The organism is Pseudomonas sp. HLS-6 TE3448 (assembly GCF_053629555.1).
Genome location: NZ_JBRJIO010000001.1, coordinates 4324240 through 4348907, shown reverse-complemented (window position 1 = coordinate 4348907; position 24668 = coordinate 4324240). Strand labels below are relative to the sequence as shown.

The 24668-nt window shown below is 62.5% G+C and carries 19 protein-coding genes; 15 read left to right on the top strand and 4 right to left on the bottom strand.

Going from position 1 to position 24668, the window contains the following annotated elements; all coding sequences use genetic code 11:
- Nucleotides 1-94: 94 nt before the first annotated feature.
- The 11 genes from AB7M23_RS19835 to AB7M23_RS19785 all read left to right on the top strand — a co-directional run bounded on the left by AB7M23_RS19835 (nucleotide 95) and on the right by AB7M23_RS19785 (nucleotide 14974).
- A complete protein-coding gene (locus AB7M23_RS19835; RefSeq protein WP_454241793.1) occupies nucleotides 95-1180 on the top strand; it encodes an alkene reductase in 1086 nt (361 codons plus the stop codon).
- A complete protein-coding gene (locus AB7M23_RS19830; RefSeq protein WP_102051899.1) occupies nucleotides 1177-3030 on the top strand; it encodes a long-chain-acyl-CoA synthetase in 1854 nt (617 codons plus the stop codon). The genes AB7M23_RS19835 and AB7M23_RS19830 overlap by 4 nt, the downstream gene beginning before the upstream one ends.
- Nucleotides 3023-4108, top strand: a complete 1086-nt coding sequence (locus tag AB7M23_RS19825; protein ID WP_454241792.1) for an MBL fold metallo-hydrolase — start codon at nucleotides 3023-3025, stop codon at nucleotides 4106-4108. Before AB7M23_RS19830 ends, AB7M23_RS19825 begins: the two co-directional genes overlap by 8 nt.
- A gap of 67 nt (nucleotides 4109-4175) precedes the next feature.
- A complete protein-coding gene (locus AB7M23_RS19820; RefSeq protein ID WP_102051897.1) occupies nucleotides 4176-5843 on the top strand; it encodes a DUF1302 domain-containing protein in 1668 nt (555 codons plus the stop codon).
- 108 nt (nucleotides 5844-5951) lie between these two features.
- Entirely contained in the window at nucleotides 5952-7163 is a 1212-nt protein-coding gene (locus tag AB7M23_RS19815) for a thiolase family protein (RefSeq protein WP_454241791.1), read from the top strand.
- 5 nt (nucleotides 7164-7168) lie between these two features.
- A complete protein-coding gene (locus AB7M23_RS19810; protein ID WP_330523390.1) occupies nucleotides 7169-8116 on the top strand; it encodes a bifunctional OB-fold nucleic acid binding domain-containing protein/MaoC family dehydratase in 948 nt (315 codons plus the stop codon).
- A 255-nt stretch (nucleotides 8117-8371) separates the two neighbouring features.
- Nucleotides 8372-9343: a WD40/YVTN/BNR-like repeat-containing protein gene (locus tag AB7M23_RS19805; protein ID WP_454241790.1), complete on the top strand. Its 972-nt coding sequence runs from the start codon at nucleotides 8372-8374 to the stop codon at nucleotides 9341-9343.
- A gap of 10 nt (nucleotides 9344-9353) precedes the next feature.
- Nucleotides 9354-11729 carry an efflux RND transporter permease subunit gene (locus AB7M23_RS19800; protein ID WP_454241789.1) on the top strand — a complete coding sequence of 792 codons (2376 nt, stop codon included), beginning with the start codon at nucleotides 9354-9356 and terminating at the stop codon, nucleotides 11727-11729.
- 266 nt (nucleotides 11730-11995) lie between these two features.
- Nucleotides 11996-13228, top strand: a complete 1233-nt coding sequence (locus AB7M23_RS19795) for a helix-turn-helix transcriptional regulator (protein WP_454241788.1) — start codon at nucleotides 11996-11998, stop codon at nucleotides 13226-13228.
- Between the two features lie 133 nt (nucleotides 13229-13361).
- The gene (locus tag AB7M23_RS19790; RefSeq protein ID WP_065761219.1) at nucleotides 13362-14129 is read left to right on the top strand and encodes an SDR family oxidoreductase; all 768 of its coding nucleotides are present in this window, start codon (nucleotides 13362-13364) and stop codon (nucleotides 14127-14129) included.
- An 11-nt stretch (nucleotides 14130-14140) separates the two neighbouring features.
- Nucleotides 14141-14974, top strand: coding sequence for an SDR family NAD(P)-dependent oxidoreductase (locus AB7M23_RS19785; RefSeq protein ID WP_065761218.1), 834 nt, complete (start codon nucleotides 14141-14143; stop codon nucleotides 14972-14974).
- A gap of 89 nt (nucleotides 14975-15063) precedes the next feature.
- Here AB7M23_RS19785 and dmpG read toward each other — a convergent pair whose 3' ends face one another.
- From dmpG to AB7M23_RS19765, 4 genes are all read right to left on the bottom strand, one after another.
- The gene (dmpG, locus tag AB7M23_RS19780; protein ID WP_454241787.1) at nucleotides 15064-16092 is read right to left on the bottom strand and encodes a 4-hydroxy-2-oxovalerate aldolase; all 1029 of its coding nucleotides are present in this window, start codon (nucleotides 16090-16092) and stop codon (nucleotides 15064-15066) included.
- A gap of 10 nt (nucleotides 16093-16102) precedes the next feature.
- Nucleotides 16103-17032: an acetaldehyde dehydrogenase (acetylating) gene (locus AB7M23_RS19775; RefSeq protein WP_065761216.1), complete on the bottom strand. Its 930-nt coding sequence runs from the start codon at nucleotides 17030-17032 to the stop codon at nucleotides 16103-16105.
- 38 nt (nucleotides 17033-17070) lie between these two features.
- The gene (locus AB7M23_RS19770; protein WP_454241786.1) at nucleotides 17071-17862 is read right to left on the bottom strand and encodes a fumarylacetoacetate hydrolase family protein; all 792 of its coding nucleotides are present in this window, start codon (nucleotides 17860-17862) and stop codon (nucleotides 17071-17073) included.
- A gap of 77 nt (nucleotides 17863-17939) precedes the next feature.
- Complete coding sequence (locus AB7M23_RS19765) at nucleotides 17940-18713, bottom strand: glucose 1-dehydrogenase (protein WP_065761214.1); 774 nt, start codon at nucleotides 18711-18713, stop codon at nucleotides 17940-17942.
- 226 nt (nucleotides 18714-18939) lie between these two features.
- Between AB7M23_RS19765 and AB7M23_RS19760 the strand changes: the two genes are divergently transcribed.
- The 4 genes from AB7M23_RS19760 (at nucleotide 18940) to AB7M23_RS19745 (ending at nucleotide 24617) form a co-directional block, all read left to right on the top strand.
- Nucleotides 18940-20127, top strand: coding sequence for an acyl-CoA dehydrogenase family protein (locus AB7M23_RS19760; protein WP_102051892.1), 1188 nt, complete (start codon nucleotides 18940-18942; stop codon nucleotides 20125-20127).
- Nucleotides 20128-20205: 78 nt separating this feature from the next.
- A complete protein-coding gene (locus tag AB7M23_RS19755) occupies nucleotides 20206-21228 on the top strand; it encodes a 2Fe-2S iron-sulfur cluster-binding protein (protein ID WP_454241785.1) in 1023 nt (340 codons plus the stop codon).
- Nucleotides 21229-21248: 20 nt separating this feature from the next.
- A complete protein-coding gene (locus AB7M23_RS19750) occupies nucleotides 21249-22856 on the top strand; it encodes a FadD3 family acyl-CoA ligase (RefSeq protein ID WP_454241784.1) in 1608 nt (535 codons plus the stop codon).
- A gap of 99 nt (nucleotides 22857-22955) precedes the next feature.
- Nucleotides 22956-24617 (top strand): DUF1302 domain-containing protein, encoded by a 1662-nt coding sequence (locus tag AB7M23_RS19745; RefSeq protein WP_454241783.1) that lies wholly within the window; start codon nucleotides 22956-22958, stop codon nucleotides 24615-24617.
- The last annotated feature ends 51 nt before the right edge of the window (nucleotides 24618-24668 follow it).

Genomic DNA, 24668 nt, shown 5'->3' with positions numbered 1-24668 from the left:
TCATTCAGCCCATATCCGGTTCTGCGCAATCCCTGGCCACCTTGCGGTGAGCCGCTTGGCATCGCCGGAAACAATAAGACGTTAAGGAGCTGACATGAGCATCTTGTTCGAGCCGGTGTGCCTCGGCGAACTGCAGCTGGCCAATCGTATCGTCATGGCGCCGATGACCCGCAGTCGTGCCGATGCCGGTGCGGTGCCAAGTGCCGACATGGTCGAGTACTACCGCCAGCGTGCCAGCGCCGGGTTGATTGTTGCCGAGGGTACGGCGCCATCGGCCAGTGGCCTGGGCTATTGCCGTACACCGGCGATCTACACCGGCGAACAGATTGCCGCCTGGCGCCAGGTGACCCGTGCCGTGCATGACCAAGGCGGTCGCATCGTACTGCAACTGATGCATGTGGGGCGCGCTGCCAGCCATTACAACAAACCCGGCGGTGCGGCTACCGTGGGCCCGTCGGCGGTGCGCGCACGCACTCAAGTGTTCAGTGATGCCGTTGGCCTGGTGGACACCGATAGCCCGCAGGCGTTGACCCTGGAAGGCATCGCCGCGGTGATCGAGGACTACCGTCAGGCAGCGTTGAATGCGCGTGAAGCTGGTTTCGATGGCGTCGAGTTGCATTGCACCAGCGGCTACCTGCCGATGCAGTTCATGGCCTCGGGCAGCAACCAGCGTACCGATGCCTACGGCGGTTCGGCGAGCAACCGGGTACGGTTTGCCAAGGACGTGATCGAGGCCATGGCCGCAGCGATTGGCGCTGGCCGTGTGGGCTTTCGGATGTGCCCGGGCAACCCCTATAACGATATCGACGACCTCGACGCGGCAGGCACCGCTGTCGCACTCTGCGCCGCCGTGGCCCCGCTGGGCCTGGCCTACCTGCACATCATGCGTTCACCGGTGGCGGGGCTCGATGCCTTTGCCCTGGCGCGCGAGCATAGCGCCCATGGACTGATTCTCAACGACGGTTTTGATGGCGCTTCGGCCCGCGCCGCGCTGGAAGCAGGCGAGGGCGCAGCGGTCTCCTTCGGCCGACACTTCATTGCCAACCCCGACCTGGTCGAACGCTTGAAGCACGGCCTGCCGTTGGCCGGCTTTGACCGCAAGACCCTCTACACCTCTGGCCCTCGTGGCTATACCGACTACCCCGTCTATCAGGCCGATGCACTGGAGGTGACGCCATGAGCTTGAGTAACCTGGCCAGCGTCTTGCCGAGCTGCCCTGTGCCCCGTGAACAGACCCAGGCGATTCTGGATCGACGTTCGGTAGCCAGCGCGCAGATCAAACCCCGTGACCACTACACCCTGGCCGATCGGCTCGAGCAGCAGGCCATCCGTCATGCCGACCGGGCGTTTCTGATCTATGGCGACGAAATCCTCAGCTACGCCGAAGTCGATGCGCGCGCCAACCAGATGGCCCATACCTTTTACGCCAATGGCCTGCGCGCCGGTGATGTCTGTGCCATCGTGATGGAAAACCGCCCGGCGTTCTTCTGCACCTGGTTTGGCCTGGTCAAGCTGGGGGTGGTGGTTGCGTTCATCAACACCCAGGTCAATGGCCGGCCCCTGTTGCATGCGCTGGAAACCACCGGGGCCAAGGCACTGGTGGTCGGGGAAGAGTGCCTGGCCAATGTCCAGGTTACCGAGGGCCTGCCTGAGCTGCCCTACTGGCTGGTACGCGACCCAGAGAACCCATGGCCCGAGGCGCTTCCCAAGGGGGTCGACGGGCATTTCGCTGCGCGCCTGGACAGTGCGCCACGCAGTGCCTTCCCCCGCGATGTGCGTGCGGACATCGAGGCCCAGGCCCCGACCTTGCTGATTTTTACCTCGGGTACCACCGGGTTGCCCAAGGCCGCCCGTTACAGCCATATGCGCTGGATGTCGTCTGGCGATGTAATGGAGGTAACGCTGCAGGCCACCTGCGACGACGTGTTCTATTGTTGCCTGCCGCTGTACCACGGGGCCGCCGCCACCTCGGTGACCTCGACCGCGCTACGTGCCGGCGCGAGCATCGTGGTGCGCCGCAAGTTCAGCGTGCGTGAGTTCTGGAGCGATGTCGCCCGTCACCGTATCAGCGTCTTCCAGTACATTGGCGAAATCTGCCGCTACCTGCTCAACCGGCCGGTTGTACCGGGTGAACGCGAACATAGCCTGCGCTGCATGCTCGGTGCCGGCCTGACACCTGAGTCGTGGCAACGCTGGATTGAACGTTTTGGACCGATCCAGGTTTTCGAGGGCTGGGGTGCCACCGAAGCCAACACCAACCTGATCAATGTCGACAACTATATCGGTTCGTGCGGGCGTATACCTGACTGGAACAAGACCAACCTGCGGCTGGTGCGCTTCGATGTCGAAAATGACTGTCATCCGCGCGACGAGAATGGCTTCTATCAGCTCTGCGAGGTCGGCGAAGTGGGTGAAGCCATGGGGTTCATCGTCGATCATCCGGATATCGGCGGTGGGCGCTTCGAAGGCTATACCTCGACCGAGGCCACCGAGAGCAAGATCCGCCGCAATGTCTTTCGCGAAGGTGATGCCTACTGGAGTTCGGGCGACTTGTTGCGCGAGGACGCCGATGGCTACTGCTATTTCGTGGACCGTATCGGCGACACCTTCCGCTGGAAGAGCGAGAACGTCTCCACCCAGGAAGTCGCCGATGCCCTGGGGGATCTGCCGGGCCTTGAACTGATCAATATCTACGGTGTGCAGGTACCGGGGCATGAGGGGCGTGCGGGCATGGCCGCAGTGCTGATGCAGCCGGGGCAAGTGTTCCAGCCCGAGGCCTTGTACGCACTCACTGAAGCGTGCCTGCCGCGTTACGCCGCGCCAGTGTTCGTACGTGTGACCGCGGCGGCGGACCTGACCAGCACCTTCAAGCTGCGCAAGGTCGATTTGCAGCGCCAGGGCTATTGCCCGATTGCCTGCAGCGATCCGTTGTTCATTCGTGATGAAAGCACGCGAACCTACCAGCCCTATTCGCCAGAGGTGTTGGCGCGAGTCGGTCTGGCGCCGTTCGCAGGTGCGCATCATGGCTGATCTGGACCCGAACGGCCATGAGCTGCGCAGCGGCCTGCGCTACCCGTGGCCGCAGGCCCCGGCCGCCGGGCAGGTCTGTGAAGTCACGCCGGGGGTGCTCTGGCTGCGTATGCCGCTGCCGTTTCGTCTGGACCATATCAACCTCTATCTGCTGCGTCATGGCGATGGCTGGGTAGCGGTGGATACCGGCATGAACACCGTGCAAACCCGCGAGGTCTGGGAGCGCGTGTTGAGTGAGGCGTGCGCGGGGCTGCCGCTGCTGGCGGTGGTCTGCACGCATTATCACTCCGACCATGCCGGTGTCGCCGCCTGGTTGGCCGAACGCTTTCGCTGCCCGGTGTACATGACCGCCTGTGAATACCAGTCGTTGTACGTCAGCGTCCCCTCTGATCAGCCGCCCGGCTGGGACTTCCTGGCGTTCTACCGCAAGGCCGGTTTCAGCAGCGAGCAGGCCGCCCAGATGTACGAGGTGATCCAGAACGGGCATTTCCGTCCCGCGCATTTCAACAGTTACCGGCGCTTGCGCGACGGCAGCCACCTGCGCATCGGCGGTCGCCTCTGGCAGGTCGTGGTCGGCCGCGGGCACTCGCCCGAACATGCCTGCCTGTTTGCTGAAGAGGATGGGCTGCTCATTTCCGGGGATCAGGTGTTGCCGCGCATCACCCCGACGGTCGGCGTGCATGCCACTGAGCCGGAAGCCGATCCGCTGCGCGACTGGCTGGCCTCCCTTGAGCGCTTGCGTGACTTGCCGGACAGCGTTCTGGTTCTGCCGGCCCATGAACGGCCGTTCTTCAACCTGCATCAGCGCCTGGACCAGTTACAGGCCCATCACCAGGCTCACCTGGCGCTGCTGTTGGCCAGCTGTGAGGAGCCGCGTAGTGCGCTCGAACTGATGGCTGTGTTGTTCCCGAAGCTTTCAGGTCGTTTCGACGAACTGATGGCGCTGGGAGAAACGTTGGCGCATGCCAACTACCTCGTGGCCGAAGGGTCGCTGTTGCGGGAGGAACACCGCGGGCTTCACCAGTATCGGCGTTCCCCGCAGGGGGCACCTGCTGTCACCCCGCTCGTGGTGTTTTGAGCGGCCGGTGCAGCGGCAATGTTCAACATTCCAGGCGGCCAACCGGTTGCCCTTGAGGAGAGTCAGTGTGATCGATAAGAACAACAATAATTGTACTGGCCTTGGTTCGCGCGGTGTTCAGGCAGTCAGCCTGACGGCGGCCATCGCTTTGGTTTCGACACCGGTATGGTCGGGGGAGACGATCGAGTTTGATAACGGCACGACCCTCGACTGGTCGGTAACCACCAGCTACGGCGTGGGCGTGCGCCTTAACGATCAGAATGATCGCTTGCTTGGGGTCAACGCTGACGATGCCAACCGCAACTTCGATCGCGGCAGCCTGACCACCAACCGTGTGGGTGCGCTGGGTGAGATGATCCTGCGCAAGGACAACTACGGTGCCGTCGTGCGCGGCAGTACCTTCTACGATGATGTCTACCACCAGGAAAACGACAACGATTCGCCCGCGACCGTCAACAAGGCCGGGCGTAATGACGAATTTACCAGTGATACCCGTTACTACAGTGGTGGTCGCACGCGTTTGCTGGATGCCTACGTATTCAGTGGCTGGCGCTTTGACAATGACTCCATGCTCGACGTCAAGGCGGGCCGCCATATCGAGTCCTGGGGCGAGAGCCTTTACTACCCCGGCGTCAACGGCGTACAGAACCCCTCCGATGCGGTGAAGGCGGCGCAGCCGGGCGTTGAGGTCAAGGAAATCCTGTTGCCGGTAGGGCAGTTCTCCGGGTCCTATCGGTTGAATCCAAGCCTTACCTTTGGCGCTTATGTGCAGTACGAATGGAAAGGCACCGAGTTGCCGCCAGTGGGCAGCTACCTGTCTGGCAGTGACGTCGTCGGCCCGGGCCGCGAATTCATCATCACCCAAGGCGGCAAGGTTGCCTACCGTGGTACCGACGAGCCTCGCGACGGTGGGCAGTGGGGGGTACAGGTTCGCTACCGCCCCGTACCGGCTCTTGAATTGTCGCTGTTTCACGTCAACTACCACGACAAAAACCCGGCCACTGCGCTGGTGGGGTATGACCCGTTGCCCGTGGGTGGCGGCCTCTATGCCTTCACGCCCAACGGCTACCGGGTGAAGTATTTCGAAGACATCAAGCTGACCGGTATCAGCGCCTCGACCAAGCTGGGTGATACCCAGGTCGGTGCTGAGTGGTCCTACCGCGACGGTGCGCCGGTCATGGTCAACACTGGCCTCGGGCCGGTACCGGCCAAGGGCAAGGGCCAACAGATGCAACTGTCGGCGATCCGCATTCTCGGCGATCGGCCATGGGCCAGCCAGACCAGCCTGACGGCGGAGATTGTTCACGTGCTGGTCGACAGCGTCGAATCCACTTCGGCCGCGGGCAATCTGCAAGGCGTGAACCTGTTGCCTTCGCTGGCACCGTTGGTTGGGGAGTCGGATGACTACACCTACAAGACCAGTTCTGCCTGGCGCACCAAATCGGCTAGCGCCTACACCCTGGGCGCCTCGTTCAGCTACCCGGGCGTTTTCCAGGGCTGGGACCTTGAAGTGCCCGTGCGCTTTTCCAACGTATTCAGTGGCTCGACCCCGATGGCCGGCAGCATTTCCGGCGTTCAGGGCGACCGCCGCATGAGTATCGGTACCACATTCAAGTACCTGGGCAACCTGGAAGTCGGCATGAACGTGACCAGCTATCTGGGCGCAGCGGATGCGATCAAGCGGCCGTTTGCCGACCGTGACTACGCCACGTTCTCGATGAAGTACACCTTCTGATCCCGGCTGTTTCGTCTTGACCACTCAGGTCCGGGGCAGGTTGCCTGCCTCGGGCCTTAACCATCACTTGGAAATGTCCGAAGCCCGGCGCTTCGGAGTGGAGGCACTATGGGGCTCAAAGGGCATGCGGCCATTATTGGTACCGCGCAGTACAAACCGGAGAAGTACGCGACTGCGCCGAAGATGTTTCACCTTGAACAAGTCGCCGACCTGGCGGCCCAGGCTCTGCGCGATGCGGGGCTCAGGGCTGAAGACCTTGACGGGCTGGTGATCAACGGCCCGCAGTTTCATGAGGCGTCGGTGTTCGTCCCGGCAATGGCCGCCGAGTACCTGGGGTTGCGGCTGAATTTTGCCGAAGTGGTGGACCTTGGCGGCTGTACCTCAGTGGGTATGGTCTGGCGCGCCGCCGCCGCCATCGAACTGGGGTTGTGCCAGGCGGTACTGTGCGTACTGCCTGCACGCATGGCACCGCTGGGCCCGGATGAAGACCCGAGCTGGATGGCCAGGGCCATGCGCTTTGGTGGCCACAGCACGGCGTTCGGTGCGCCGGAGGCTGAATTCGACCTGCCCTACGGGCACATGGGCCAGAACACCGGTTACGCCATGATCGCCCAGCGGTATGCCGCCCAGTACGGCTACGACCCGGTGGCGATGGCCAAGATCGCCGTGGATCAGCGCACCAACGCCCAGGCCAACCCGCAGGCCATGTTCTATGGCCAGCCGTTGACCATTGAGCAGGTGCTGGCGAGCAAAATGGTTGCCGATCCCCTGCACATACTGGAAATCGTCATGCCCGTGGCCGGCGGTGCGGCAATGATCATCGCTTCCAAGGAAGTCGCGGCACGGGCGCGCAAGCGGCCCGCGTTCATTACCGGTTTTGGCGAACACCTGGCCTTCAAGTCGCCGTCCTATGCGGCAGACATGATTCACACGCCGATTGGGCCGGCGTCGCGACGGGCCTTCGAGATGGCCGGGCTCAAGCCGACCGATGTCGACGCCGCGCAGATTTACGACTGCTACACCATCACCGCGTTACTGACCCTTGAGGATGCAGGTTTCTGTGGCAAGGGCGAGGGCATGGCGTTTGTGCGTGAGCATGACCTGACCTGGCGGGGTGATTTTCCGATGAATACCCACGGCGGGCAGCTCAGTTTCGGTCAGGCCGGTTCGGCCGGCGGCATGTCCCAGGTGATCGAGGCGGTGACGCAAATCGCCGGTTCGGCCGGCGAACGTCAGCTTGGACGCTGTGACAGCGTCTATGTCTCCGGTACCGGCGGCGTGATGAGTGAGCAGGGCGCATTGATACTTCAGGGAGCATAAGCACCATGTCCAACAATAAACCGATGCCTGTACCGACGGAAATTTCCGCACCGTTCTGGGAAGGCCTGAAGGCCCGGCGCTTACTGATTCAGCAATGCACAGCCTGTGCGCACTGGATTTTCTACCCGCGTCGGCATTGTCCCGCCTGCATGGCCCATGACCTGGCCTGGCGCGAGGTCGAGGGCAGCGCGACGCTGTACAGTTACACGCTGACGCGCATTCCCACCTTGCCCGATTTCATGGATGAAATGCCGCAGAAACTGGCGGTTGTCGAGTTGGCCGAAGGTGTGCGCATCAACACCAACCTGGTCGGCCTGGCTGAAGACGAAATACACATCGGCATGCGTTTGAAACCGGTGTTTGCCGAGGTCGACGCCAAGGGCAATCGCTTGTTGCGCTTCACCGGCCTGGACAAGGAGGCTGCCAGCCTTGAACGCTTGCCCGCCGTTGACAGCGAACCGACACCGACGCACTCGCAACCCGAGCCACGCAAGATCGATTTCAACGATGCCGCGAGTCTGCAGGCGCTGGTCAGTGAACAGTTCAGTGACTGGAGCAACAGCATCGTGGTGGATCAGGCCCTGATCGATGCCTTTGCGCAGTTGTCTGGCGACGACTACTGGATCCATACCGACCCTGAGCGTGCTCGTCTGCAGAGTCCGTTCGGCGGCACCATCGCCCACGGCGCCTTGGTGCAGGTGTTGCAGTCGCGGATGAAGCTGGCGCTGGGTTTCGAGATCACAGGGTTCACTACCCAGATCAACTATGGCTCCGACCGTTTGCGCTTCCCGGCACCCGTGCCAGCGGGTTCGCGTATCCATTCGCGGGCGCGGGTCAAGCAGGTCGAACTGCTTGCCAGAGGCACCCAACTGACATTGGAGCTCAACACCCATGTCGTCGGTCATGAACGGCCGTCGGTCATCAACGATCTGGTGATTCTCTACCGGGCCTGATCGTGCCCGTCTTGCGCCCACGGCAAGGCTGTGGGCGGCATTGCCGTGCGCCTTTGCCGCGCATTTCCGACATACGCCATTCACGCCATTTTTAAGCCGTTTGGACGATGTTTCAAACGGCCCTACACCTGAGTATCCCCCCTAGGCAATGCCCACTTAGCTCGCTGCGACCCAAGGCGTGGCGCCATACAAGAACAAGAGGACTGGCCCAATGACCCCCACTTTGCACGCGTGTCACGAACAGGAGCGTCCCTCATGCGCTCAGTGATCGGATACCTGGTCTGCCTGGTTGTCGGGCTGACCATCCTGTTTACCTTTTCCCCCAAAACCGAGCCCGAGCAAGCACAAGTCGCGCTGCGTTCGGACCGGGTTCAAATCAACGGTTTGCTCAGCCTGGGGACACGTGTCGTGGCCGTGGGCGAACGCGGCAGCATCCTGTTCAGCGACGACCAGGGTGTGAGTTGGCAGCAGGCCAGTGTCGACCGGCAACGTGATGTCGCGCTGACTGCCTTGGTGGCACTGGGTGAGCAACGCCTACTGGCGGTCGGGCACGACGGTTGGATCCTGCGCTCCGAGGATGCCGGTAGCCACTGGCAGGAAATGCGCTACGACAATGAATTGGGCGAGCCGCTGCTGGGTGTCTGGGCGGCCGGTGACGAGAGTGTCCTGGCGTTCGGCAGCTTCGGTAAGTTCTATCAGTCCGATGATGCCGGGCTGAGTTGGCGCAAGCTGGCACTTGATGTCGACAGCGCGCACCTCAACAGCATGGACGGCGGCCCTGATGGCCGAAGGATGTTGGTCGGCGAGCAAGGCCTGGTGCTGCGTACCCGCGATGGCGGCAAGCATTGGCAGACCCTGCCTGCATTTTACAGCGGTTCGTTGTTCGGCATCGTGCGCCTGAGCCCAGAGCATTGGGTGACCTATGGCATGCGCGGCCATGTATTCGTCAGCCACGACTTCGGTGATAGCTGGGCACAGGTCAACGTCGGTAACCAACTGCCGCTCTACGGGCATGTGCTGTTGCCCGACCACTCTGGCCTGGTGATCGTCGGAGCTGGCAGCTCGGTCGTTCGGCTGGATGCTCGGGGTGCGCTGGTTGGTGTCAGTCGCTTGGCCGGCCTCGGCACCTTGACCTCGGCGACGATGGTCGGTTCGCGTCTGCTGGTCGGTGGTGAGCGCGGGTTACTCCAGGGTTCTGGTGGCAGCGTTGCCGCCCTAGGTAAATGAGAGGCGGGCAATGAAACAAGCTAAAAGCTGGGTGACGCACAGCGTCGAAGCGGTCGCGGATCGGCTGATGGCATGGCGCAAGGGGTTGTTAGTGCTGTTTGTGCTGGTGACCGCAGGCCTGGGTTACAGCGCTACCCACACGCAACTGGACCCCGGCTTCAACAAGCAGATTCCGGTGCGACACGCGTACATGGTCAACTTCCTGAAGTTCAGCCAGTATTTCACCGGTGCCAACCGTTTCCTAGTCAGCGTGCATTGGAAAGGCGAGGGGGATATCTATAACCCGGTGTTCCTCGACACCTTGCGCAAGGTGACCGACGATGTGTTCTTCATCTCCGGGGTCAGTCGCGCCAGCGTCACCTCGTTGTTCACCACCAACGTACGCTACATCGAAATCACCGAGGAGGGTTTTTTCGGTGATGTGGTCGTACCGCCACGCTTCAGCGGCACCGAACAGGACCTGGCTCAGGTACGCAGCAATGCCGCCGCGTCCGGGCAGATCGGGCGCTTGTTGGCCAACGACCTGAAGTCGGCCATGGTGCGTGCCGACCTGCAGGATATCGACCCACAGACCGGCGAACCGGTGAAATATGCCGAGGTTGCCCGCCGTCTTGAAGAGCTCCGCGACAAGTACAGCAATGAGCAGATCGAAATCAACATTGTCGGTTTCGCCAAGCTGGTCGGTGATGTGGTCGAGGGGTTGAACACGGTCATCGGCTTCTTTGTGATCGCCTTCGTCATTACCGGGCTGCTGCTCTGGCTGTATTCGCGCTCTTTGCGCCTGACGGTGGTTGCATTGGTGGTGGCGTTGCTGCCGGTGGTCTGGTTGCTTGGCCTGTTGCCGCTGTTGGGGCTTGGCATTGATCCGATGTCGATCCTGGTGCCGTTCCTGATTTTCTCCATCGGTGTGTCCCATGCCGTGCAGATGACCAATGCCTGGAAGCAGGATGTGGTGGCGGGTAGCGATTCGTTGCGGGCCGCGCATTCGGCATTTTGCAAAATCTTCATTCCCGGCTCCCTGGCGCTGTTGATGAATGCCCTGGGTTTTGCGGTGATCATGTTGATCGATATCCCGATCGTGCATGAACTGGGTGTGACCGCCTGTATCGGCGTGATGCTGATGATCATCACTAACAAGCTGATGCTGCCGGTGATCATCTCCTACCTGCGGCTGGAGCCCGGGTTGCTGCGACGGGCGCAAAACCGTCAGGCCGGCAGGCATCGGCTGTGGTGGCGGTTGTCTGCGCTGGCCGAGCCGGGACCTGCACTGAGTGTGTTCGCCATCAGCCTGTTGCTGCTGGTGGCCGGCGCCTACAAGGCACGTGACCTCGCGGTGGGCGATATCGGTGCGGGCGCGCCGGAGCTCAGAGCCGACTCGCGCTACAACCAGGACAACCGCAAGATTGTCGACAGCTATTCGATCGGTCTCGACGTAATGTCAGTGTTTGTCGAAGTCCAGGGCATCGAAGAAGGGTGCTTGTCGCCGGAAGTGATGCGTGCGGTAGAAGCCTTCGATTTCCGCATGCGCGCTGTCACCGGTGTGCAGTCGGTCCAGAGCGTCGCCGGCATGGGCAAACGGGTCATTGCCGGTAACAACGAAGGCAACCCGCGCTGGGCAGCGATCCCTGGTTCAGCACGCGGCCTGAGCCAGGGCGCACGGGCCTACATGCCGGACGACGGGTTGGTGACCGACGGCTGCCAGCAAATGCAGATCCTGGTGTTCCTGGCCGACCACGAAGGGGCCACGGTGGCCCATGCGATCAATGAAGCCAAGCGCATCATCGCCGAGGTTCGCACCCCGCAGGTGGCGTTTCTCCTGGCGGGCGGAAACGTGGGTGTGATGGCGGCATCCAATGAGGCGGTGAAACGGGCGGAGATCATCATGTTGGCGGCACTCTTTGGTTCGGTGGCGCTGTTCTGCTGGCTGACCTTCCTCTCGGTTCGCGCCGTGCTGTGCATTCTCGTCCCCCTGGCGATTGTAGCGATCCTCTGCAACGCGCTGATGGCGATGCTGGGCATTGGCCTGAAAGTCGCGACCTTGCCGGTGATGGCGTTGGGTGTGGGGGTGGGTGTCGATTACGGGATCTACCTGTATGAACGTATCCAACACGAAATGGCCGGTGGTGCGAACCTGCGCGAGGCGTTCTACGAGGCGATGTGCCAACGGGGCACGGCTGCGGTGTTCACAGCCTTGACCATGTCGATTGGTGTGTGCACCTGGGCGTTTGCGCCGCTGAAGTTTCAGGCAGACATGGGCGTGCTGTTGTCCTTCATGTTCCTGGTGAACGTCTTGGGGGCCATATTCCTGCTACCGGCGCTGGCGGCCTGGTTCAACCGTGGGCGCCGGTTGGTGGCCACGGAAAGTCCCGTGGCCCAGGTCCAGTGAGCCGGCAAAAGGTCTTGTAGGAGCGGGCTGGCGCGGGCTCTGTTGGAGCGGGCTTGCCCGCGATGGCATTTAGATATTTAGTAACTAAAAATAAAAGGTCAACACCTATTGTGGAGTACGTAGTGGACAGGGAGACTGTGGCGCGGGCCCTGTTGCAGGCCTGTGCAAGTCGCGTGTAGTCAAAAAGGGGGCGTGCTGCCCTCAAGCCGAAATTATAAAAATAACAAGGGAAGGTCATCGTGCCTTACCCGTGCGCGGAGAAGACTATGGTAAGTGCTGTCTTGACCCATGAGGTTTTGGCCAGCGTCGGCCTTGACCTGAGCGAATACGACCGCCTGGTTGGTGAAGTCTATGAAGGAGCCCTCGACCCAAAGTTGATGGCGCGTGCTCTCAAGAGCTTCCGTACGCTCTACGACGCCAACTACGTCACACTGATCCTGCGGGTGCCGGACCAACCGGACATGGGTGTGATGATCATCGCCGGCGACATCGAAGGGGCCGGCGACGTCAGCTACATGACCTACCCCCAGACCAATACCCCGTTTGCCAACCAGCCGCTGGACTACGTGTTCACGGTCGACGACGTCATGACGTCCGCGGAATGGGAGCACAGTGCCTACTTCAAGATGTTCTGCGGCCCGCAAGGGGTGTACCACGTGATGGGGGCCGATATTTCCACCCCGGACGGCGGCAAGTTGCGCTTTCGCATTACCCGTCCCAAGCACGCACCCAACTTCTCGGCCAACGAACGCGCGTTGTGCGGCGTGTTCTTGCCACACCTGCGGCGGGCGCTACAGGTGCATAACTTGCTGGACCGCAGCGAGTCGCTGAGCGAGCTGTATTCCCAGGCAATCAGTCGGCTGTCGGTGGCAACCCTGGTACTGGATGAAAGCGGCAGTGTGCTGCGGGTCAACCCGGTCGCCCAGGACATCCTCGCCAACGCCGATGGGCTGAAATTGGTCGGCGGTCGCCTTGAGGCCAGCTACCCAAGTGACAATCGCGAGCTGCAACGGCTGATTCGTGCCGCATTTTCCCCGGATGCCCCCAAGAGCGCCGAAGCGATGTCTGTCACGCGGCCGTCCGGGCTGGTCAACCTGGGCCTGGTGGTCGAGTCGATTCCCTCGCTGGACTGGGCGGAAGAGAAGGGTAAGCCCGCCGCGCTGGTGTATATCCGCGACGCCGCGAGCAAGTCGCTGGCCAGCGAAGTGGTGACCAAGCAGTTGTTCAACCTGACCAGGGCCGAGACTGCCCTGGCAATGGAGTTGGCCAACGGTTTGTCCCTGGAGGAAGCGGCCGAGGTGCTGAACATCCGGCGCAATACCGCGCGTGCCCATCTGCGTTCGATTTTCTCCAAGACCGGCGTGCGCCGGCAGACCGAACTGGTGCGCATCATGCTCAACAGTGTCGTGGCGCTGGGCAAGCCCAAGGTCGCCCTCAAGGCTGTTGAAAAACTCAAGGTTCCACCGCCACAGCTGGCGGTAGCTGCCCGTCAGGCGTGAGTCGCCATTCTGTTTCCGGGCGGCAGGCAGTCGCCCGGCGCCACCACGAGCCTGAACACCCTTAGTCCGCACAGACGATGCAGCCTCGTGGTCGGTCTCTGAATACTGCCCGAACCTATCACGGAGAATACCTATGCCAGTTACAGCTATCAGCGGCAGCGCTTCGGGAATCGGTGCCGCGGTGAGCACTGCGTTACGCGCCGCCGGACATCGTGTCATCGGAATCGACCGCAGCAATGCCGAGGTGATCGCCGACCTTTCAACGCCCCAAGGCCGCGAGGCCGCCATTGCCCAGGTACTCGAGCTCAGCGACGGGGTACTCGACGGTCTGGTCTGTTGTGCGGGTGTCGGGGTAACGGCCCCGTCCTGCGGGTTGATCCTGGCGGTCAACTACTTCGGCGTCAGCCAGTTGCTGAGTGGCTTGGCCGGGGCTTTGGCCAAGGGGGATAGCCCGGCTGCGCTGGTGATCGGCTCGGTGGCCGCGACCCAGACCGGTGCCGATCAGCAGGCGATGACCGAGGCGATGCTCGCCGGTGATGAAGCCAATGCACTGGAACTGGCCAATGCCCTTGGTCAGCCCCATGTGGCCTATGCCTGCTCCAAGTATGCAATCACCCACCATGCCCGGCGTACCTCTTCCAGTTGGGCGAGCAAGGGTATTCGCTTGAATGTGGTGGCACCGGGGGCGGTGGAAACCCCGCTGCATCAGGCATCGCTCGACGATGCACGTTTCGGCAAGGCGGTACGGGAGTTCGTTGCGCCCTTGGGCCGTGCCGGGCATCCGCAGGAAATTGCCGCACTGGTGGCCTTCCTGCAGTCCAGGCAAGCCGCGTTCATCCATGGCAGCGTGGTGTTCATCGATGGCGGCATGGACGCCATGGTTCGCCCGCAGCGTTTCTAAAAGGACTTCTCATGAGCAAGGTGGCATTCATTACCGGCGCCAGCCGTGGCATCGGTCGCGAAGCGGCATTGGCGTTCGCGCGGGCCGGCTTCGACCTGGCGATCAGTGCGCGCACCCTCGACGAAGGTGAGCAGCACCCGCACGCCCTGCGCGACGCTGCAGGCGCGCCGCTTCCCGGCAGCCTCAACGGCACCGCCGAAGCGATCCGGGCACTGGGACGGCGGGTACTGGTCGTGCCCATGGACCTGCTCGACAGTGCCTCGGCCATCGGCGCCTGTGAGGCGGTGCTGGCCGAGTATGGGCGGATCGATGTACTGATCAACAACGCGATCTACCAGGGCAGTGACCTTAATGCGGGCTTCATGAGCCTGCAGCCGGAAACGCTGGAGCGGATGTACAAGGGCTACATCCTGACGCCGTTCCTGTTGACCCGGGCAGTGGTCGAGCACATGGCCGAGCAGGGCACTGGCGTGGTGATCAACGTTACCTCCGGGGCCGGCGAGAGTGACCCGCCCGTGGCGGCCGGCAAGGGCGGGTGGGGGTATGCCTACGGCGCTGGCAAGGCGGCGGTATCGCGCCTTTCAGGGATCCTCTCGGTAGAGCTGGGGGAAGCCGGTGTGTGTGCTTACACCCTCAACCCGGGAGTGGTGACGACCGACGCGCTCAAGGCGACCATTGGTGACAAGGGCGTGATCGCCTTGCGTGCCGGCAGTGCGCCGCCGCAGGTTCCTGCCGAGGTGATGCTCTGGTTGGCGACGGCAGAACAGGCGCCTCGTTACCAGCGTCGAACCATCGCTGCGCAGCCGTTTGCACTGGAGCATGGCATCGTTGCCGACTGGCGTTGAACGCTTGATGTATTGACACCTTGATGTGAAGTTATTGGCGACTCAGGTCGCCAATAACGTAGGTGCAGGATCAGCCGATACCCAGTGACTCAGGCCTGGCGGCGTTGCCGGGCGAGGGTCATGGCGGTGTCCTCGATCATGTCCTCCTGGCCACCCACCATGCCGCGACGGCCCATTTCGACGAGGATTTCCCGCGCCGAGACGCCGTACTTCTTCTCGGCTCGCTTGGCAAACAGCAGGAACGAGCCATAGACCCCGGCATAGCCCATGGTCAGTGCATCGCGGTCGCTGCGGATCGGGAAGTCCATGATAGGTACGACCAGGTCTTCGGCCACGTCCTGGATGCCGAACACACTGACACCCGTCTCGATGCCCATGCGGTCGCAGACCGCGACCAGTACTTCCATGGGTGTATTGCCGGCGCCTGCGCCGAGGCCGGCACAGGCGGCGTCAATGCGGGTGGCCCCGGCGGCGATGGCGGCGATCGAGTTGGACACGCCCATCGACAGGTTGTGGTGGCCATGGAAGCCGATCTCGGTTTCCGGTTTCAGTGCCGCACGCATTGCCGCTACCCGGGTGCTGACGTCATGGGGCAGCAAGTAGCCTGCCGAGTCGGTCAGGTAGATGCAGTTGGCGCCGTAGCTTTCCATCAGCTTGCCCTGCTTGACCAGGCCTTCCGGGCTGTTCATGTGGGCCATCATCAGGAAACCGACCGTGTCCATGCCCAGGCTGCGGGCGTGGGAAATATGCTGCTCGCTGACGTCTGCTTCCGTGCAGTGGGTGGCTACGCGAATGGTGTTGACGCCCAGCTCATGGGCCATCTTCAGGTGGTCGACGGTGCCGATCCCTGGCAGCAGCAGGGCCGAGACCTTGGCCCGTTTCATCAGCGGGATGACGGCCGACAGGTAGGCCTCGTCGCTGTGCGCGGGAAAGCCGTAGTTGACCGAGCTGCCGCCCAGGCCGTCGCCGTGGGTGACTTCGATCAGCGGGACGCCAGCTGCATCCAGGCCGCAGGCAATGTCTTTCATCTGTTGCAGGCTGATCTGATGACGCTTGGGGTGCATGCCATCGCGCAGGCACATGTCATGAACGGTGATGTGTTTACCGCGAAGATCCATGGTCGATTCCTCAGGCAAGGGCGGGTTGTGCGTGGGTGGCGTGCAGGACCAGTTCGCCCTTGAGGATTTCTTCGGCGAACATTTCGGCGGTACGCGCTGCGGCGGCGGTCATGATGTCGAGGTTGCCGGCGTACTTGGGCAGGTAGTCTCCCAGGCCTTCGACTTCCATGAACACCGAGACGCGGTTGCCCTCGAACACCGGGCCATTTACCAACTTGTAGCCGGGGACATAGCGCTGCACCTGCAGGATCATTGCCTCGATAGCGGCGGTGATGGCTGCCTGATCGGGTTCCGTTTCGGTCAGGCAATGCACGGTGTCGCGCATGATCAGCGGTGGTTCGGCGGGGTTGATGATGATGATCGCCTTGCCCTTTTTCGCACCGCCGACCTGTTCGACCGCGCTGGATGTGGTGCGGGTGAACTCGTCGATGTTCTTGCGCGTGCCCGGGCCGACCGATTTGGAGGCCGCGGTTGCGATGATTTCGGCGTATTCCACCGGCTGCACGCTGGATACTGCCGCGACCAGCGGAATGGTGGCCTGGCCACCGCAGGTGACCATGTTGACGTTCATCACGCCCAGGCCGAGGTTGGTCTTGAGGTTGACCGGTGGTACGCAGTAGGGACCGATGGCGGCAGGGGTCAGGTCGATCATCAACACCCCCAGCGCATTGAGCTTGCGTGAGTTCTGCTCGTGAACATAGGCGGATGTGGCGTCGAAGGCGATCTGTACCTGGTCTTCGATAACGTGGGGCAACAAGCCGTCGACCCCGTCAGCGGTGGTTTTCAGGCCCAGCTCACGTGCCCGTGCGAGGCCCTCGGAGGTGGCATCGATACCGACCATCCAGACCGGCTCAAGCACCTCGCTGCGCATCAGTTTGTACAGCAGGTCGGTGCCGATGTTGCCCGGCCCGATCAGCGCGCATTTAATCTTCTTGCTCATTGTCTATGGCTCCAGGGGAGGGATTGCGTAGGGTTCACTCAGGGCACGAAGCGCAGGCTGGTCTGGCCCAGGCCACTCATGGAAAGGCTGATGCGGTCGCCCGCCACAACCGGAACGAGCGGTGCCAAAGCTCCCGAAAGGATGATTTCGCCCCGGCGAAACGGGATGCCGAGCTCACCCAGGGTGTTGGCCAGCCAGGCCACCGCCGCACACGGATGGCCTTGCACCGCCGAACCCAGGCCGCTGCCCGCCGGTTGGCCGTTCTTGGACAGCTGCATTTCGACCCGGGCCAGGTCCAGCCCGCGAGGGTCTATGCGCTGTGGGCCGAGGGCAAACACGCCGCAGGAGGCGTTGTCGGCCACGGTGTCCTGAATACGGATCTGCCAGTTGTCGATGCGCGAGTCGACAATCTCGAAGCACGGCACCACGTATTGGCTTGCCGCCAGCACGTCTTCGGCGCTGATACCTGGGCCTTGGAGGTCTTCGCCGAGAACAAAGGCGATTTCGCCTTCGGCGCGCGGCTGAATCAGGTTGTAGCGGGCCAGGCTGACATCGCTGCCGTCGTCGACCTGCATGGCATCGGTGAGGAAGCCGAAGTCCGGCTGGTGGACATCGAGCATTTCTTGTACCGCGCGGCTGGTGACACCGATTTTCTTACCGATGACACGCTCACCGAGGGCTTCGCGGCGTTGCAAAAAATGCAGGGAAACCCGGTAGGCCTGCTCAAGGGTGATGTGCGGGTAGCGGCGGGTCAGGGGGGCGAGCGTCTGGCGTGTGCGCAGGGCGTTGAACAGTTCGTCACCGAGTGCGTTGATCAAGTGGGCGTCCATGACGGGGTGCTCTGTATGAAGGAAATAAAAGGGCCGGGCCCAACGGGCTCAGGGCGCCGGCCAAAAAAGGGCGATGTTCAGCCGGGCCAGACCGTGGAGTCCGCGCCGCCGTCGACATCGATGATTTTTCCGCTGACCCAGGCCGAGGCGGGGCTGGCCAGGTACAGGGCCGCGGCGGCGATATCTTCCGGGCTGCCCAGGCATTTGAGCGGGGTATTGGCTTCCATGGTCTGACGCATGGCCGCCGGCATCACGCCGTTCAGCGCTTCGGTCAGGGTGGGGCCGGGCGCGACGGCATTGACCCGCACCAGCGGAGCAAAATCCTGTGCCAGCAAGCGGGTCAAGTGGCTCAGGGCGGCCTTGGCGGCGCCGTACGCGCTGAAGTGCCGCTGTGAGTAGCGGGCGGCTACCGAACTGATGTTGACGATGTTGCCGCCACCGGCCTCACGCATCAGTGGCACGCACAGTTGGCAGAAGGCGTAGGCGGTGGACACGTTGAAACGCAGGATCTCGTCGAACTGTTCCGGGCTCATGCTCAGTGGATCGTTGGGGCCGCCACCACCGACGTTGTTTACCAGATGAGTGATGCGCCCCATCTGCTCATGGCTCTGGCTGACCAGCGCCTTGCGCTGCTCGCTGTCGTTGACATCGCAGGCGATGGCCAGGGCGCGTCGGCCCAAGGCGCGCACTTCCTCGGCAACGCGTTGCACATCCTCAAGCGAGCGCGCGGAGCAGACGACATCGGCACCCGCTTCGGCATAGGCCAGCGCGATGGCGCGGCCAATGCCTCGGCCACTGCCGGTGACGATGGCGACGCTACCGTCCAGGTGGAAACGCTGCAGGATACTCATGGGCTGTCCTTCCTCAAGGTAGGGGTTGGGTTGAACCGGTTTTCAATGTATCGAATATCCCGAGACTGACTCGCGGCTGCATCGTCTCAATGGACTAACGCAGGTGACCCGCGCCCTTTGCGGCAGCGGGTGTCCTAGTCCGCTTTGACGATGAACGATCCGTCACTCGCCCCGATGATCAATCACGGCTCGCGCACCGGCGCAGCGAGATTGGGAGAATTGAGTGATGCAAAGCATGCGAGAAAGGACCCAGGACGAAATCGAACTGATCGAACGTGCGCGGCGCCTTGTGCCGGCACTCAAGGAGCGTACGGCGCAGGCTGACCGCGACTTGAAGGTCCCGGACGAAAGCATTGCCGAATTGCAATCGGCCGGGCTGCTGCGTGCCTTGCAGCCGCGTGCGTTCGGAGGCTATGAAGTCGACCCGCGAACCTTCTTTGAAATCCAGATGATTCTTGCCGAAGGCTGCATGTCCACGGCCTGGATCTACGGTGTGATGGGGGTCCACCCGTGGCAGTTGGCGCGCTACCCTGTCGAAGCCCAGCGTGAGGTCTGGGGCAACGATCATGATGCCCTGATTTCCTCGACCTATATGCCGTCGGCCAAGGTGACAGTGGTCGAGGGTGGTTATCGCATCAGCGGCCAGTGGAGCTTTTCCAGTGGCAGCGAGCACTGCCAGTGGGTGCTGCTGGGTGGCATCCTGCCCGCCGAGGGTGATGTTGCGGCGGAGCACGGCACCTTCCTGCTGCCACGCAGCGACTACCGCATTCAGCGCAACTGGGATGTACTCGGGCTGCGCGGTACCGGCAGCCACGACATTCTGGTCGAGGATGTGTTTGTGCCTGCGCACCGGGTTCAGCGCACCAACAACTGCACCATCGAGGCCACGCCAGGGCGTCTGGTCAACACCAACCCGATCTATGCGATTCCGTTTGCCCAGGTGTTCTCCCGCGCGGTCTCGACCTCGGCCATCGGCGCGCTGCAAGGGGCGATCAATGAGTTCCGCGCCAATGCCGCCAAGCACATCGGCAAGCATGGTGCACGCACGGCGGATGACCCCGTGGCGCAAACCGCGGTGGCCGAAGCGACGATTACCGTCGACAGCCTGAAGCTGGTGCTGGAGCGCAACTACGAGCACCTCATGAGCCTGGCCAGGGCCGGCGAATACCCGGACACCGAAACCCGCTTGTTGTATCGCTACCAGTCCGCCTACGTGACCAACGTCTGTGCCGACAAGGTGAATGACCTGCTGCGCAGCATGGCAGCGTCCGGTCTGTACAACACCAACCCGGTTGCCCGGCTGTTCCGTGACCTGCACCAGGCCCGTGGGCACATCGCCAACAACTTCATGGCCTACGGTCGCGCCTTCGGTGCGGTGCAATTGGGCTTGCCCAACCCGGACCCATACGTCTGAGGCTGCCCGGCCGTTCTAACGCCATCGCGTCTACACCCGCCTGTCTCCTGCAGGCGGGTGTTAATGAGTACCTGACCTATGAATGATTATCTTGCCCTGCGCGTGGCGCGGGTGATCGAGGAAACGGCCGACGCGCGCTCTCTGGTGTTCGACGTACCCGAGCACCTGGCCGAACGCTTTCGTTATCGCCCCGGTCAATTCCTGACGCTGCGTGTCCCGTTTGAAGATGGCTGGTTGCCCCGCTGTTACTCATTGTCCAGTACGCCGATGCTGGATGAGCCGTTACGTGTGACGGTCAAGCGCGTGCATGAGGGCCGCGCCTCGAACTGGCTCTGCACTGAGCTGCAGGAGGGGCAGACCTTGCAGGTGCTGCCGCCAGCAGGCGTGTTCGTGCCGCGTAACCTCGACAGCGACCTGCTGCTCTTTGGTGGCGGTAGCGGCGTCACACCGGTGCTGTCAATTCTGCGTTCGGCATTACTGGCGGGGCAGGGGCGGATCCTGCTGATTTATGCGAACCGCGACGAAGGCTCGGTGATTTTTCGCGATGAGCTCAGGTTTCTGGCCAGTGCTCATCCACAGCGCCTGCAAATCGTCCATTGGCTGGATTCGGTACAGGGCATTCCGGTGGTCGGGCAACTGGCCGAACTGGCCCGGCCGTTCATCGATGCGCAGGCGTTCATCTGCGGCCCAGGCCCGTTCATGGACGCTGCGGTCAGCGCCCTGAAAAGTCTGGGCATGCCCGATGCCAGGGTGCATGTAGAACGCTTCGTGTCGTTGCCGGGCGAGGGTGAGTTGCCAGTGGTCACCAGCAGTGAGGCTGCCGTAGCCGCGCAACTTGCCGTTCGCCTGGACGGTGAGGAGCACAACCTGGCCTGCGACAGCGGCGAAACCCTGCTGGCAGCGATGCAACGCGCCGGCCTGAACCCGCCGAGTGCGTGCCGTGTCGGTGGCTGCGCCTCGTGCATGTGCACCCTGGAAAGCGGCGACGTCGAACTGCTGCACAACGATGCCCTGGATGACAACGAGTTGGCCGAGGGCTGGATCCTCGCCTGCCAGGCCGTGCCGACCAGCGCGCACCTGCGTATCCGCTTTCCCGAATGATGCAGATGACCGAGCCTACGATGAATCAGAGCCTGAAGTGTTCCCCGCCGGTGCTCGACGCGCCGACCACCATTGCCCAATTACTGTTCTCCAGCGCCGAGCGGTTCGCTGGGCATACCGCCATTGAAGAGAATGGCCAGTGCACGGACTACGCCGAACTGCCCAATCAGGCGCTGACCATCACCCGTGGCCTGATGGCGCTGGGCATTCAGGCCGGTGACCGGGTCGGCATATGGGCACCGAACAGCCGAGACTGGATCCTGGCGGCTTTGGGTATCCACTGTGCCGGTGCGGTGCTGGTGCCGATCAACACCCGCATGAAAGGCACCGAGGCGGCCGATGTACTGGCGCGCAGTGGCTGCCGGGTGCTGTTCGTTCAGCAGCGCTTTCTCGACGTCGATTACCCGGCGATGCTTGAACCCTACCGACCCGCCAGCCTTGAGCATCTGGTGGTGTTGGCCAGTGACACGCCGCTGCGCTCGGGCGATCTGAGCTTCCAGCAGTTTCTGCTGGGGGCTGCCACCTACGACACCGAGGCGGCGCGACGTCGTGCGCTGGCCATTGAGCCGCAGGCGATGTGCGATCTGCTCTTCACCTCGGGTACCACGGGCAAACCCAAGGGCGTAATGAGCGGCCATGGGCAGAACCTGCGGGCATTCAGCGAGTACGTCAAGGTGATTGGCCTGGTGCCGGGTGACCGCTACCTGATCGTCAACCCGTTCTTTCATGCCTTTGGCTACAAGGCTGGTTGGTTGACCTGCCTGATTGCCGGGGCAACCATCCTGCCGCATGCGGTGTTCGATGCTGATGCGGTGTTCCAGCGTATTGCCAATGAGCGCATCAGCGTCTTGCCCGGTGCCCCGACCCTTTACCTCTCACTGCTGGCCCACCCACGCTTGGCCGAAACCGACCTGTCCAGCTTGCGGATTGCCGTAACCGGCTCGGCCAGTATCCCGCCGAGCCTGATCGAGCGCATGCGCAACGAGTTGGGTTTCAGCGTGGTGACCACCGCCTACGGGCTGACCGAATGCGGCGGCCTGGCGACCCTGTGCGACCCGCAGGATTCGGCGCAGGTGATCGCCGGCACCAGCGGGCGGCCGATTGCCGGTACCGAAGTCAGCATCCGCGACCCGCACAACCACGCCTTGGCCAATGGCGAAACCGGTGAAATCTGCTTGCGCGGCTTTCATGTCATGCAGGGCTATTTCGAGAACCCCGAGGCCACCGCCGAAGCCATCGATGCTGACGGCTGGCTGCACACCGGCGACGTCGGGCGCCTGGATGAAGCGGGCAACCTGATCATCACCGACCGCCTGAAAGACATGTACATCGTGGGTGGCTTCAACTGCTACCCGGCGGAAATCGAAGCCGCATTGATCGCCCACCCGGCCATTGCCCAGGTTGCCGTCATCGGCGTTGCGGACGCACGCATGGGTGAAGTGGGGTGTGCCTGTGTGGTGTTGCGTGAAGGCCAGACGCTGGACGAAAGCGCGTTGATCAGTTGGAGCCGTGAACGGATGGCCAACTACAAGGTGCCCCGTCTGGTGCGCTTCTTCGATGCGCTGCCACTCAACCCCTCGAACAAGGTTGCCAAGAACGAACTGCGCGCTGCGATCAATCCAGGCTGAAGGGCAACAGGCTGACATAACCAAACGGACGATGCGCAGGCCCAGGCAGTTTTTCAGACTGGGCCCGCAAACCGGAAAACAACAAGAAAGGAGAGGAGCATGTCTACGTTTAACCCTGCGGCGCTCAACGCGGCTAACGGTACTCGCCGGCACTGCCTGCTGGCCGTGGCCGTTGCGCTGGCCAGCGGTACGGCCAGCGCCGGGCCCACCATCGAGTTGGGCGAAAACACCACGCTGGACTCGTCGCTGACCGTCAACTACACCGCGTCGGTACGTACCGCCAAGCCTGCCCAGCAATACCTCAACGACCTGAACAATGACGACGGTACGCGCAACTTCGACCGCGGCTCGATGATCAACAACCGGGTCAGCCTGTTTGGTGAGCTGCTGCTCAAGCACGACAATCTCGGCGCAGTGCTGCGCGGCAGTCATTTCTACGATGACGTCTACCACGAGCGCAACGACAACGATTCGCCGGACACCGTGAACAAGATCGGTCGGGCCAACGGCTTCAGTGAAGACACCCGTCGGCTGAGCGGGAGCAAGGCGCGCCTGCTCGATGCCTATGTCTACGGCAACTTCGATGTCGCCGACAGCCAGTACCTGTCGGTCAAGGCCGGTCGCCACCTGGTGGCCTGGGGTGAAAGCCTGTTCTGGCCGAACATCAGCCAGGGGCAGGCGCCGGTGGACGCTACCAAGTTCAACGTGCCAGGCACCGAAGCCAAGGACTCCTACCTGCCGGTGGGGCAGGTGTCCGCGTCCTGGTCGCTCAACGAAGACCTGGCACTGGTCGGTTACTATCAGTACGAGTGGGAGAAGACCCAGCTCAACCCGGTGGGTGACTACTTCGGCAGCGACTACTTCGGCCCGGGCGCCGAGTTCTTCCGGCTCAACGCGGGGGTGATCAACAGCCTGCCGGACAAGACCTTTACCGGCGTCAACTATGCCGGTGAAGTCGATGCCCGCGACAGTGGCCAGTGGGGCCTTGGCGCGCGCTACCGGCTCACCGAAAACACCGAAGTGGGGCTCTTCCATTACCGCTACCACGAGCGGGTCGGGTCGATCTTTTTCGACTTCAGCGGCAGTACCCAGTACTCCTCGCTCAAGAGCATCGGCGAGCGCTCGAACACGGCTGTTGCGCCGGCCTACCGGTTGGGCTATTTCGAGGATGTCGAGCTGACGGGGATCAGCTTCAGCTCCAAGATCGGTGACTCGGTACAGTATGCCGGTGACTTGAGTTACCGCGATGGTGCCTCGGTTTATCTGAACAATGGTGCACCGACGACCGGGCAGCTCTGGCAGGCCAACCTCAACGCTACCTACATCCTGGGCCCAAGCTTCCTGGCCCAGCAGACCACCTTCCTCGGCGAAGTGGTGCATCAGCGTATCGAAGGGGTCGACACGTTGGTGGTCAGCGGTGGCGGTCCCGGTATCGACGGGACATTCAACCAGTTTGAATCCAACACCCAGACCCGCGGTTCGACCCTGCTTGGCGTGGGGGCCTACATGGATTATCCGGCAATCAGCGATGGCCTGGACCTGACCACCAAGGTGGTCTGGACGCAGAACGTCGACGGCAGTGCCTACCAGGGCCTGGGCCGTGATGAAAAGCGCCTCACCGTTGGCGGCGACTTCAAGTACCTGGGCAACTTCCAGGTGGGCCTGACCTATGTCGCTTACCTGAGTTCGCCGGATGTCGCCCAAGGGCGCCTGTTGGCTGACCGCGACTACCTGTCGTTCAACGCCAAGTACACCTTCTGATGCACTACCGGCCATGCCCAGCGCCTAGGCAGGCGTGGCCGGTATTCTCCG